The organism is Mesorhizobium huakuii (assembly GCF_030160235.1).
Lineage (GTDB): Bacteria > Pseudomonadota > Alphaproteobacteria > Rhizobiales > Rhizobiaceae > Mesorhizobium > Mesorhizobium huakuii.
Genome location: NZ_BSNY01000017.1, coordinates 1 through 12,215, shown reverse-complemented (window position 1 = coordinate 12,215; position 12,215 = coordinate 1). Strand labels below are relative to the sequence as shown.

General features: G+C 60.0%; 16 protein-coding genes. 2 read left to right on the top strand and 14 right to left on the bottom strand.

Features of this window, described 5'->3' with window-relative positions:
- Window positions 1–2 precede the first annotated feature (2 nt).
- From QQK95_RS08030 to QQK95_RS07970, 14 genes are all read right to left on the bottom strand, one after another.
- Window positions 3–320, bottom strand: a complete 318-nt coding sequence (locus QQK95_RS08030; RefSeq protein ID WP_284270769.1) for a hypothetical protein — start codon at window positions 318–320, stop codon at window positions 3–5.
- Complete coding sequence (locus tag QQK95_RS08025; protein ID WP_284270767.1) at window positions 310–3,282, bottom strand: hypothetical protein; 2,973 nt, start codon at window positions 3,280–3,282, stop codon at window positions 310–312. Before QQK95_RS08025 ends, QQK95_RS08030 begins: the two co-directional genes overlap by 11 nt.
- 3 nt (window positions 3,283–3,285) lie before the next feature.
- Entirely contained in the window at window positions 3,286–3,636 is a 351-nt protein-coding gene (locus QQK95_RS08020) for a phage upper tail fiber protein (protein ID WP_284270765.1), read from the bottom strand.
- Between the two features lie 11 nt (window positions 3,637–3,647).
- On the bottom strand, window positions 3,648–4,424 hold the full coding sequence (locus tag QQK95_RS08015; RefSeq protein WP_284270763.1) for a hypothetical protein: 777 nt from the start codon (window positions 4,422–4,424) through the stop codon (window positions 3,648–3,650).
- Between the two features lie 9 nt (window positions 4,425–4,433).
- Window positions 4,434–5,900 carry a hypothetical protein gene (locus QQK95_RS08010; protein WP_284270761.1) on the bottom strand — a complete coding sequence of 489 codons (1,467 nt, stop codon included), beginning with the start codon at window positions 5,898–5,900 and terminating at the stop codon, window positions 4,434–4,436.
- The gene (locus tag QQK95_RS08005; RefSeq protein ID WP_284270759.1) at window positions 5,897–6,202 is read right to left on the bottom strand and encodes a hypothetical protein; all 306 of its coding nucleotides are present in this window, start codon (window positions 6,200–6,202) and stop codon (window positions 5,897–5,899) included. Before QQK95_RS08005 ends, QQK95_RS08010 begins: the two co-directional genes overlap by 4 nt.
- Window positions 6,203–6,546: 344 nt before the next feature.
- On the bottom strand, window positions 6,547–6,792 hold the full coding sequence (locus tag QQK95_RS33460; RefSeq protein ID WP_409371665.1) for a DUF6074 family protein: 246 nt from the start codon (window positions 6,790–6,792) through the stop codon (window positions 6,547–6,549).
- Window positions 6,793–6,931: 139 nt separating this feature from the next.
- On the bottom strand, window positions 6,932–7,381 hold the full coding sequence (locus QQK95_RS08000; RefSeq protein WP_284270756.1) for a hypothetical protein: 450 nt from the start codon (window positions 7,379–7,381) through the stop codon (window positions 6,932–6,934).
- Entirely contained in the window at window positions 7,378–7,578 is a 201-nt protein-coding gene (locus QQK95_RS07995) for a hypothetical protein (protein WP_409371664.1), read from the bottom strand. The genes QQK95_RS08000 and QQK95_RS07995 overlap by 4 nt, the downstream gene beginning before the upstream one ends.
- On the bottom strand, window positions 7,575–7,898 hold the full coding sequence (locus QQK95_RS07990; RefSeq protein WP_284270753.1) for a hypothetical protein: 324 nt from the start codon (window positions 7,896–7,898) through the stop codon (window positions 7,575–7,577). Before QQK95_RS07990 ends, QQK95_RS07995 begins: the two co-directional genes overlap by 4 nt.
- Window positions 7,895–8,131 carry a hypothetical protein gene (locus QQK95_RS07985; RefSeq protein ID WP_284270750.1) on the bottom strand — a complete coding sequence of 79 codons (237 nt, stop codon included), beginning with the start codon at window positions 8,129–8,131 and terminating at the stop codon, window positions 7,895–7,897. The genes QQK95_RS07990 and QQK95_RS07985 overlap by 4 nt, the downstream gene beginning before the upstream one ends.
- Window positions 8,128–8,316, bottom strand: coding sequence for a DNA-binding protein (locus QQK95_RS07980; RefSeq protein WP_284270748.1), 189 nt, complete (start codon window positions 8,314–8,316; stop codon window positions 8,128–8,130). Before QQK95_RS07980 ends, QQK95_RS07985 begins: the two co-directional genes overlap by 4 nt.
- Before the next feature lie 72 nt (window positions 8,317–8,388).
- Complete coding sequence (locus tag QQK95_RS07975; RefSeq protein WP_284270746.1) at window positions 8,389–9,180, bottom strand: hypothetical protein; 792 nt, start codon at window positions 9,178–9,180, stop codon at window positions 8,389–8,391.
- A complete protein-coding gene (locus QQK95_RS07970; RefSeq protein WP_284270744.1) occupies window positions 9,177–10,529 on the bottom strand; it encodes a tyrosine-type recombinase/integrase in 1,353 nt (450 codons plus the stop codon). Before QQK95_RS07970 ends, QQK95_RS07975 begins: the two co-directional genes overlap by 4 nt.
- A gap of 302 nt (window positions 10,530–10,831) precedes the next feature.
- Here QQK95_RS07970 and QQK95_RS07965 point away from each other — a divergent pair, with 302 nt between their 5' ends.
- Both QQK95_RS07965 and QQK95_RS07960 read left to right on the top strand, forming a co-directional pair.
- Window positions 10,832–11,689, top strand: coding sequence for a hypothetical protein (locus tag QQK95_RS07965; RefSeq protein ID WP_284270742.1), 858 nt, complete (start codon window positions 10,832–10,834; stop codon window positions 11,687–11,689).
- Window positions 11,690–11,832: 143 nt separating this feature from the next.
- A complete protein-coding gene (locus QQK95_RS07960) occupies window positions 11,833–12,075 on the top strand; it encodes a hypothetical protein (RefSeq protein WP_284270739.1) in 243 nt (80 codons plus the stop codon).
- Window positions 12,076–12,215: the final 140 nt, after the last annotated feature.

The following is a 12,215-nucleotide window of genomic DNA, read 5'->3' as shown; positions in this document are numbered from 1 at the left end:
CATTAGGCTTGGCCCTTTGCTGGTACCGCTGCAAGCCCCGCAGCGAGTGCCCGTTCATTCATATCATCGGTCGCGCCGGCGAGTTGGATGACAAAATCTGACACCCATTCCCGGCACATCGTAAACCGCTGGATGGTGCCGTCCGGCCTATAGAACTGGAATGCCAAGTAGGCACCGTCGTCGGAGGTGCCCAACCAGTAGCGCTTGATCAACGCGTCCGGGAAGCTGCCAAACTGGGCTTTGAAGTTTGCGCGGTTCTGCTCGACCAGGTGTTCGAACTCCGGCGGTGCCTTCCACCATTTCTCGATCTTATCGACCATTGAAGCCTCGCACCATGTCGCGGCCGGCGAGCACCAACTGGCGGCGCATCTCGGTAATGCTATCCTTGCTGACGTTGGCACCAGCAGCGATGTGGACAGTGAACGACTGCTGGATCGGCCGCTGATCGCTGCTCACGCCGCTGGTCGCACCGGATGACCCCGGCCGCACATCGGCGAACTGCTGCGGCGTGGCGATGATGACCTTCTCGTTCGGGCTCTTGAAGAACTCGACCTTCTGGGTGTCGCTGCTGTCGATGCCACCGGTGGCGAAGCCATAGACAGCCTTATGGCGTCGCGCCTCGGTGGCGGCGTGATAGGCATCCGTCTGTGCCAGCGCGTTTTCATAACCGTTGGCGCCGGCACTGCCGAGCGGTGACGCGCCACCAGCGACGATTGCGCGGGCGATCTGCTCCGGCGTGGCCCCAAGACCCTGTGCGCCATAACCAACGCTGCCGCCACCAACGATACCGGCGGCGCTGAAGTTTGCCCTGACCTGCCTCAGAACCTGGGCATAGGCCGAGGCATCGGATGACCCTCCAGATGAACCGCTGCCATATGTCGATCCGCCGCCGGCACCGCCGCTGATTGCCGAACTGCGGCTTGTCGTATTGATCTCATCGAGAAGTTGAGAGGTTTTCCGGGTGTTCGCCTCGATATTCATCAAGACGGTCCAGTAGCGCTCGTTCTCCTTCGTCGGATCGCGGCCGGTGAAGCCGGATTGCGGATTGGCAAGGGCCGTGGACTGAGCGTTAGGGATCACCATGCCGGCGGCGGAGGGAATCACAAACTCAGGTCCATGCTCGCCGACCAGATAGGGCATGCCCGGCAGGATCGGGCCGCCTGCAGCACGTGCACCGCCAAAACGGGTGACGGTAACACCCGTCGTGCCGCCGAAAGTGCCATAACTCGAGCCAGAGCCCGAGGCTTCGCCGCCGCCATAGTAGGACGGCACAGAATAGGCCTTCTGGGTCATGTCGGACTGCCCGCCGTAGCGGGTGACACCTACCGGGCCGCCTGGCACGTCATAGATGGATTGCTGGCCCGAACCGACCTGCCTGGTCAAGACCGTAATATTGACGACCTTATCCTTGATCGCCTGGATCGCGGAATTCATCTGTTTCGCGCCGGCTACATCGCTATCCAACTGCATGCGCGTACGCACGAGGCTGTCGACGAATTTGTTCACCGCATCGACGCCGAAACCATCCTGGACGAGCGTCTGGCGCACCATGTCGAGGCCCTGATACACGGCGTTGACGCTGGCGTTTCCGGTCTTCATTGCGTCGAAAAGCTTAGTGACGGTGCTCGTGGCGTCGGCAATCTCCGCACTCGCGTTCTTGATGGCGTGCGTATCGCCGAAAAACGCATCCATGTTTTGCTGGCTCGATGTCGTGGCGATGACTTTCTGAAGCCTGTCAGCTTCGGCCGTTGTCGCGTGAAATTGGCTTTGCAGATCCACCATCCCGGCAAGCTGATGCTGGCGTGCTTCCTGCACCGCCTGGTCCACGGTCTGGAACAGGCCGACCGTGGCCTGTAGCTGGCCGTTTAGCTGCTGGGTGCCGAACTGGCCGGCCAAAGAGCGCGTGACGCCGTAGCCACTGCTGGCGCCGGCATTCATGGTACCGAAGAGCTTCGCGATGGTCGCGTCGGCGTTGCCGGCGCTGGCATTGATGTCCTTGAAGCCCTTGGACACATCGGCCAAGGTCTCTTGCGCCTTTCCGCCGTTGAACGCGACATCGTTCACCACCTTGTCGACGCCAAGGCCCTTTTCCAGGGCGAGCGCATCCTTCAGCTTGGCGATGATTTTGTCGAACTGGGCGCCATTGCCCGGATTGGCGATCGAGATAGCCGACATCTTGTCGATCACGTCTTGCAGGGCCGGGGTGAGCCCCTTCCGAATGTCCGAATTCATTTCGAAGATGGCGTCAGAGAAGACGCCGAACGGCTTGCCCTGGGCTTTGTTGTTGCCGCCGAATTCGGTGAAGATGCTGGAAAGCTCGGATTTCAGCGCCTTGGTCTGAGCCTCTACGTCTGCCAGCAGCAAGGCATGCTGGAAAGTCGCGGATTCCTTCGTGTAAAGCTCCATCGCGGTCTTCGCGCCCGCATATGAGGCCGCAACCTCGTCGACTATCTGCTTGTGCCTGGTGAGCACTTCATTGACATCCGAGGCCCCACCCTTGAGCGCGCCGAGTGCCTTGATAGCGACCTCTGTTCCGACCGAGATGGCCAGGAATCCGAGAACGAAGGGATTGAAGATCACCGAACCCAGAGCGCCAAGCGCCTTCATTCCGTTGCCGAGGGTAAGCACCCCAGCGCCGGTCGAGGCGAGCCGTTCATTCATCACGATCAAGCTGCCCGGGATGCGGCTGAAGTTACCTCGTGCGATCTCGGCACCGAGTACACTGAATTCACGCGACACGCCTGCGCCAAGGCCGGCGGCTTCCGTCTCTGCGACGCCAAGAGCCGCCATGCTTGTGGCCGCCGATTTTGCGGAAACGGCAACCTCTTCGTTCGCCGTAGCAAGGCCAAGCATTCCAGGCGTGATCTTGGAAAGGTTCCCGCCCGTGGCTTCGAGCGCGGCGGCAAAATCCTTGGCCGCAATCGTGCCTGCGACAAGACCGGCGCCACCGCCTCCGAGGCTCGCCATTTCCGCATTGACGAGTCTGGTAGCCGTCGCGACCTGCGACAGTGCCGCCGTGGTTGCCGTGGTGGCTGTGCCGATCTTTGACATGACGGCGCCGGCTGCTGTGCCGCTGGTCGTGAGCTTGGCCAACAGTGCATTGGTCGTGTCGATGCCTGCCGAAATCTTGGCAAGGCCTTCCGAGAGGCCAGCACCGCTCAACTGCGCTGAAATCTGCGCATCGAAGGCTACGGCCTGCTGTTTGGCGCGCGCAAGAGCCGCCTCAAACGCGGAAATATCGCCGCCAATTTGGACTGTGATGCTACCGGCTGTTTCGGTCATGGATTAACCTACGATCAAATAGAGCGTTGCCGGATCTGCCGGGGACAGGGCGTCATATTCAGCCTGCGAGAGCTTGATGATGCGCTCGACATCCGATGTGACGGCAGGGAAATCAGCCGGGCCGATGTCGTAGGTGAACGTCGGCAATGAACACCGGATCACGTGCCTGGTGGGCATTGCGAAGGGGCCGATCGACGTATTTGCATTGATTGCGACGACACCGAAAGAAGCCTCGCCTGGGTTGTTACCAAGCCGCTCGATGCTGCCAGCACCGGTTCCGGAAACCGTGACGGTGATCGTGGAATAGGCCGGTAATGAAATGACTTCGTGGCCGTTTATCGGCAGCGCGGTCATGGTTCCTTCTCCTATGCCGCTACGGCATCGATGCCGGCTTCTCTGAGGAGTTGATCAAACCGCTCGTCGAATGCCTTCTGAATGAACGTCACCGGCTCTGGCGCTCTCTTGGCGCCTTTTTCTGCGGCGATCTCGCGCTCGACGGCGGTGCTTGCCGTGGCCATCCAGGAATTGAACAAAATATCCTGGCCTTCAGGGAAGCCGCACGCGGTCCTCACGGATCCAATGGCCATCTCGATCGCAGCCTGCGTCAGCTCGACTGCCTCCTTAGCGCTTTCGATCGCTTCGATGGCCGGACCATGGGTTTTCTCGATGATGTTGCGCTCAAGATGCGAACGCTGCTCCTGCGTCAGGCCGCTAAGCTCGGGCGGGCCTTCAAACGCCGCGATTTGAAGCTCAGGGCTATTCAGAATTAGTTCGAGGCGCTTGTCGTTGCCACGAAGAAATCCGCGGATCTCCTGACGAAGCAAAGCACTGGCGAAGTCGGCCTTGTCCGGCTGGGGCACCGCCATGCGTGCGAGATCGTTTTTGATTCCGCCGGCCGTTTTCTCAACCTCGAACATGCTGCGGCGAAGATCGGGAATGACCTTTTCGGCCGAAACCGACCGAACCGCGTCGTTAAGGCCTTTGGTGCTCAACGTGCCTGGCCCTGCAAGTTCGGTGCGGGTTTTCGGCACAGCCTCGATGAAGTTGAGGGCCTTGTTGAAGGCGCCGCTCAGCTTCGCAAGGTCCGGGCGGTCATTCCACTCGGGACGCCAGCGTGACTTAAGATTTTCAATCCGGTTCATATCGGTTCCTTATTGAGCCAAGAGTTTGTCGAGGAGGTCGTACGGGGTCGGAAGGCCGCCGTGGTGGTAGGTGGTGGTGTAGGCAACAGGCGCCTCCCGCTGCTGGAGGAGCAGATAGACGACACCGGCAACAGCGTTGGCCACGTCCTCGTGCCCGCCCGGAGGAGAATCGACGCTATCGCGGCCGGAACTGCTGGTCCGCCGCTCAAGACCGACCAACTGATCAATGAGCCGGTCGTTATCAATGAGTGCGACGCGCCCCGAGTTCAGGGCCGGCAGCAACGCGAGATACAATTCGGATTTCGGCGCCGGACTGATCGCGTAAGTGATGCCCCGGCGCTGGAATGGTTCGCGACACCATTCTCCTCCAAATCTATCTCCAACAACCCGTGTGATCCCATATGTTCGAAGCGTGTTGGCAAACTTGTCCGTGACGAACTCGGGGGAGTAAGGCGGCTTCTCCTCCAGCACCAAGTCGATAACGGCTTTCGTGCCTTCCTTATGGCCGATAGCTAGGGTCATGCTGTCCGCCGAGCCGCCCGACGGATCAATAAAAGCCTTGTACCTGACACCAGGATTGAAGGCCCGAACGGTCGTATTCAGATCAACCGCAAGCTCCACAGTCTCGCGGTCAAACAACATTTCGCAATCCACGCGGAATTCAGCGCCATACTCGGCCGAGGCTGATGCAGGATCGCGGGCAAAAGCCTTGTCAATTTCAGCTTGTGGCAGGGTCGAGTTGAAGACCCTGGACGGCCCCTTGGCCACGAGGATTGAAGGATCGCCTTCCGGGCCGAAGTCAGCCTTATAGGTGCGATACAATTCGCCACGTCTGGCATATGGCGAGCTAATTACCAGCAAAGGGCCGCCCGTGGTGATCAATGCCGGACGAAGCGCGGCCAGTATCTCGCGATCAGGGTTCCGACTGCCTTCAATGTGCCAAAAAGCCAGCTCGTCGCAAACCGCGCCGACCGCCGTGATACCGCGAATCGTGCGGAAGTTGGCTGGCTTGATTGTGATATCGACCCTGCTCGATAGGCGGATGGTTTCCGATGTCGGATCCCCGATAATCTGGCCCCGAAGCACCGGCGAATGCTGAAGTATACCAATGGCGTGCTGGTAAGCCCTATCGGCCTGGGATGTCGACGCAGCGAGAATCGGAAATACGCCACGCTCGCCAGGCGCAAGCCTGTCTGTCCAATCACACAGGGCGGATGAGTAAGCCGCCAGCGCGCCAGCAGCACGTGTCTTGCCCGCGCGCCGACCAACGACGCACCACATCTCATCAACGCGTTGGTGAGGCTCCTCAGGCCTGCCTGTGACAGCAGCGAAGGCCTCACGCTCATCATCGGTCAGAGGCTCGCCCATCGCGGCAATCAGCAGCGTCCGCCAGATTCGCCAACTGTCGCCAGGCAGCGCACCGCCGAGCAATTGCGGGTCTGTCAGGGCCTGCCTCATGGTCACCAGCGGTTTCATGCGGCGGCTGCGCCGGACAAGTAGGCTTCAAGGGAAGGCTTCTGCGGCTTGGTCCTGGCAGCGATGCCTAGCGCCTTCTCAGCCCGCTGCGCCTGGTTGGCGGTCCGCACGACATCATCGGCCGTGGCGCCAGAGCCGGCCATGAACGCCGCTCGTGTCATCTCGGCGACAACTGCAAGCTCGGCAGCTGCCTCGATCTGGCCGGCAAGGATGGCGGATACGTTGTCCCTGCCGATGGCGGTGGTGAACAACGCGATCAGTTCAGCGCGTCGCCGCCATTCCTTCGTGCGTCGATCGAGCATGACGGTTCCAAGACCGCGACCGATCGCCGGGGCATTCGCCAGGCTTCGGCCGTGCGTGTCGGTAGTGAATGGGGTGTTGTCTGCCAGCATCTTGTCCGCCCTGCTCTAACCGGGAAAACAGCCACGATTGCTACCCGTGCGTTACCCGGATCTAATATTAGCGGAATAATGCCTGAGCTAAAATCCTATCAAATAACAACAATTCCAAACGAGAGCACCGGTTTGGTTATCAGACGATCGGGCCGACTTGAATTGCAGGCCGGCGCGAAAAGGTCGGAAACAGGAGTCCTCTATCCGTCGCCGGGAAAATGGACGTGTCCCGACCGCGTCGATTGCTGCCTCTCTCAGGCTGCGCTTCCACCATGACCTAGCGGGACACAGCAGAACACTGCGTCAGTGAACGCGCGCATCTCTCGGTCGATTACCTCGCCGTCTATACCGGCCTGCATCATCTGACGGCGCATGACCATGACCTGCTGACGCCAATACCTATCGGCATCGAGGCCGTGCTTACGCCGAAGGATGGAGGCCACATGGCGGATACGGCCTGTTCGGTAGGTCGTCGGAAACGGGAGGACCTGGGCTGTCATTGGGCGCACCATGCCGAGATATAAGAGATCATGCCCATATGGGTACTAGTGACACTACAGGAATGGGCACCGACAACGCTCCTTTTAGCGCAGGAATGGGCACTGACTTGTGCAGGAATGGGCACTGGGAACCTGTTTTTCATGCTGCCCTTGCCTGTCGAGATTTTACCTCGGCCCGCTCGGCGTTGTGATAGGCATCAATCAGCCTCTCGGCACGGTCCTTGGTGATCCTTTTCCATTCATCCGTCGGCGCAACGCCGCCCTTCGCCTCGACATAGGTCAGGCGGTAGGCGTTGGGAGCGCGCAGATCTCCCACAGGCTCGGACGAGCGGATCGTTTCCATTAAACCCAGTTCGGCCCCGAGTGCCTGGGTCGAGACTATCTTGCGTCGGGAGATACTCGCGGCCTCAAACTGTCCGAACGACACATATAGCTGCCCATTGTTCTGGCCACCGTGGCGAAGGTGTTCGATTTCCAGTCGTTCCAGCATCCGGCGCAGCGGAACTGGCGCCAGTTGCCAAGGCGGGGAAACCAGAAGCTCGAGCCGATGAGGAACAAATGCAGTGAGCCAGGCGCGTTTTCTGCTCATACAGCGCGCGCCAAGATAAGGTTGGCCGCGGCGATCGCCTGACATGCCTCTGCGGCCGTCAAACCGAAGCGCTCGCGCAGCAGGGGGACCGCCGGCTTGTCTCGCTGACGCTTTGGCGTGATGGCGAGCCAGCGCGCGGCCTCGTCGATCGCGGCGCTGTGCTCGTGTTCCGCGGGAGTGAGATCGATGACGGTCACGCGGCGCCCCCGCAATCATCGTCCTCATCGTCCGACCCGACGTTCATGTCGGATATCCGGCGGGTCATGTCTATCTGCATCAACGCTAGGGCGCGGATGATGGCGATCTGGGTTTCGATGTTCGTCAACCCGTTCTGGTAGGCCGTGGTCTTGCGCAGATGGCCGACGAGGAAGTCGCTGCCAGGGTTCAACACCTCTTTCAGACCAGCGTGGATATGCGTGGCGGCCTCCGCTGTACGCCTGTGGTTGCACAGATCGCCTTCGGCGTCGCGGCCTAGGATATATGCCGGGCGAGCGCCTTTGTTGTCGTTGGCGTTCATCGACGAAGCTCCTGTTGAAACCATTGTTCAGCCTGGTCGAGATCCCAGAACGAAACGACTTCGCGATCACCTCCTTCTTTCCGGAAGGCGAAATACGCCAGGAAGATTCGACGATCGCCTCCATTTCGAGCGATGAGCCGAATCCCGGCCTTCCTTGCCGCAGTGTGCAGCGCCTTCAATCGTTCAAGGCGATCAGCCGGCCAGAACCGTTTAAATGAGGTGCTGATGGTCATGCGGCTTTCGCGGCACGGGCGCGCTCCCAAGCCACGAGATCGGTCTCGAGGAAGTATCGGCGCCGATTGATCACCATCGGGCGCGGGAAAGCGAGATCGGGATTGTTGAGCCAGCGGTGAAGGCTCATGTCGCTGATGTGATACCGCCCAAGCACCTGGCGAGCGGTGAGGTACGAATTTTCCATAAGGTTAGGTCCTGTTTTGCTACAGTGCCTAACTATCTATTGGGCTCTAACTGGCTCGTCACCGTGGACTTTTCAGTCCGATCCGAACGGGTCGAGGTCCACATTGGTGAACTCGACATCGGACGTCTTCCGCTGTTCTTCCTGTCTGCGATTGTCCTCGTCCGCCGCATGGATTTCAGGTCGAATGTGGTCATGTATCAACTGGAGGATCGTCTTCGCCGCCGGTCGTTGATCGCCTAAGGCGATAGACAGGCAATAGTCAATGAACCGAAGGAGTGGGTTGGTCGGATTCGGATCACGGCGAGGAAGGCCTAGCTTTTCATCAACGAGGTCGTGCCACACTTGGCAAAAATCGAAGATCATCTCCTGCAGGCTAACTGGTAGACGGGAGGTCGTGGACGGGGGGCGGCTCCAATGGTGTTTCCAGCGGGCCTTGTCCCATGCCATCAAATCATTCAGTTCAGCCTCGATGTCACATCGAACGTCCCACAGGCTGCGCACCCTCCAATTGTTCGAGCGATCAAAATGTCCGTTCGGTTCCGGGTCGTCCGCGTTCGGGCCTTCGCCCTGCAGCCAGGCGTAGGCGCCGGCTTCGTCCGTGAATGGGGCGAACTCATCGCCGTGAAGGGTCCACTCCTTAACCAGCACGGCCGCTAACGCTCGATCTAAGTGCTCCTGAGCGCGGTAAAGCCGCGAACTTTCGTCGTTGTAAAATCCCCTCCAACCGTCAAGGAAACGGTCAATGGCGAGGGTGATCAAGTCGACCAGTCGGTCTTGCTCTTGCTGGTCCAGCTTTCCGATGAAACTGGTGTGAACGAGAAGTTCGGCGCGGTCCAGATGTCCACTTGCCGCCGCCCTGGTCATTTCGCGCCCGCCTTGATGCTCACCACGTTTAACGCCGGCCGATCGTCGACCAGAATGTCCACAAAGGTCGCCCAGGCCTCCAGCGCCTTTCGTTTGTCGTCGGCATAGTCGTCCACCTGATAGATGGCGGCGATGCCGCGAAAGGAACCCGACTTATGGTTTAGAACCTTTTCGGTGACTTCCATCTTGATGCCTATGCGCTGCATGCCGGCGGCTACGGTTCGCCGAATGTCGTGGATCGTCCACGGCGGCACCGTTACCTTGTTTTCCGATGCGTACCCCGCCATCAGCTTGTCGATGCGCTGCTTCATCCTGGAGAACCCGCTGATGGCGTTCTCGCCGTCGGTGGTGAAAACATAGCCAACCTTGCTCTTGACGCGTGGCACGGCCCGCAGGATCGCCAGCGCCTGCTTAGAGAGCGGCACGACATGCGGCTCACCGTTCTTCGATCGTGCGGCCGGTATGGTCCACTCGGCGGCCTCCATATCGATCTCGTGCCAAGTCATCTCTGCAACCTCGGAACGTCGCTGGCCGGTCAAGATCAGCAGTTGCAGGAACGGGCCGAACGGCCCTCTCCCCGCCGCGCCGTCGTAGGCCTCGCACGCCCTCCACAGCCAGCGCAGTTCATTGTCACTGGAGCCCGGAACCTCTTTGCGCCGAGTGAGGATGCGGTTTCGGCTGGCGTTTTCCTCAGACGGCTGCTGCTGGCCCGACATTGGCGACCCCGTCTTGAGGATTCCCTTGGCGACGCTCCATTTGAAGAATTTCCGCAGTTCAGCAAATGTGCGGTTGGCGCCGATCGGCGCGGCTTCAGCGAGCTTCTCAAGATGCTCCTGAATATCATCGCCGGTGATGTCTTGAATGCGCTTTTCGCCCCACAGGCCAGCTGCTCTCTCGGGATTGGTCTTCCATGTCCCGTCAGCCTGCAAACGCATGCCAAGGAGCCGAGCCTTCTCCGGATAGTTCCGGCGCTTGGCAGCATACTCTTTCAAATAGCGGGTGACGACGCTTAGGAAAAGCTTCGTGTCATCCCTGGGCGCGCGCTTGGCGGCTTGCTTCTCGGCACCGGGATCTTCGCCGCGCCTCACCCGCTCCAGCAAGCCCGCCGCCTCCTGCCGCATGCGCGTCAGTTCAGCACCTGCCAAATCCGCATCGTCGCCAAATAGCGAGTTGCCGAGCGTAACCTTTTTTGGAGTGCCGGCTGAGCGATACCGAACTGCCCAGGCCTTCCTGCCAGTGGGCTGAATGACGAAGTAGAGCCCGGCTAAAATGCCATCAGGTATTTCCCGTCGCTTGGCTGGATCCGGTTTGAGTTTCAAAAGTGATGCTGCGGTGAGCGCCTTTGCCATCTTTCCCCCTCTGGGTAACACTGGGGTAACGGATGAGGCGTGTTACGCACCGTTACCCAGTGATGGCATCATATGCTAACACGGCCCGGAAATAAAGGCTGCGCAAGGCGTTCGGAACGAGAGATGTTCGGTTTTGGAGCGGATCGTTAGGACCTGTCACCGGTTTTGTAAACCGAAGGTCGGCGGTTCGATCCCGTCCGGGGGCACCAGTTTCCACCCGACAATCCCCAGAAATCAAGGAACCCAAGGGTTTCAACGTCCCCCGAGGTACACCAAAAGGTACACCGAGGGGTACACCGAGGATGAAAATGGCACTGGAGCACGTCCAGCCGCGCGGCAATCGGAAGGTCTATCGACGGAAGGTGCCAAAGCCCCTTCAAGGCATTCTAGGCAAGACAGAAATGGTCCTTCGCCTCGGCAAGACCGATGCCGAGGTGCGCAAGCAGTATGACGCCACCCACGCCGAGGCAGAGCAAATCTTCGCCAAAGCATGGGACGAGTTGCATGGGGTGAAGGCCCCGGCAGCGAAGCTCACAGCGCGCGAACTGTTCGACCAAGCGACCAAGCGACTTCGGGACCTCGGCTTCAACCCGTATCGCGCCGGCAGCGGCGATCCCGATGATCCTGATGAGTTGGCCGAATGGATTGCTCGCGACGTCGTCGCCGAGGGGATCGTCAAAGGTTACCCCCGAGGTTCATTCGTGTCATGCAGGAGGCCAAGGCCAAGGCCCGGGCTCGGGAGGTCAGCTATGGACTATGAAAGCATGCGTGACGCGATAAGGCGGCGCGATTGGGTCAAGACCTATCCGACACGCGAGGCCGCTCTGGCCATCATCGGATGGCTCGCTGGCGATGACTGGTCCTCACCCTCGGCGCTGGACAAGCGGCTACCGAGCGTCGGCATCGAATGGACTGACAGCTTCAGCGTGGCTGCCGAGCGTTGTTACGAGGTCTATGGCTATCCCGAGCTTGAAAGCGGGAACGTTGCAAGGCGCATTGCCGAGGCGTTCATGAGGCCCCGAAAGGAAAGCTCCTCAGCGCCGCGCGGAGGGGTCGCCGAAGGCAGCGACGGCCTTCCCCGATCATCCACCCCGACCGCACCCAGCGCACGCCCTGAGGGTCCGCAGATGATGTCTTATGGGTTCACCCCTCGGCGCTAACCCGCCACCACCAAGCCTATCCCGCAGGCCATGAGTAGCCGAAGCCTCTCAGACTGAACGCCTTGCGAGGACCACTCACGCACCCGGAGCAATGACGCGCCGGGGCGATCAATCACGACCCAGATTTGAAAGAAGGAACGACTATGAACAACGATCAAAACTACGCCTATCAGACCGACAACACGCCACTGGCTCAGGCCATGATGCGGGCTCAGGCCGCACAGGCCGAAGCGGACAAGGCCAAGCAGGATGCCCTCGCTGCCGAGGCAACAGAACGCGCCAAGCAGGAAGAGATCGACCGCGCGGTTGAGCTTTCTGTCAGGAACAATGCCCAGCTTCAGGCCGAGCGTATGAAGCACCGACCGTTCCCCGAAAGGCTGCGTTGACGTAACCCCTCCACTGACGCAACTACTCCGCTAACGTATTGAATTTATTTGATTTGACCACCTCAACCCGCCACCCGTATCCCTGGAGCTATGCTGGAATTTGGGTGACGAGGCTGATCAAGCGGCGCTCTGCGGCTTCA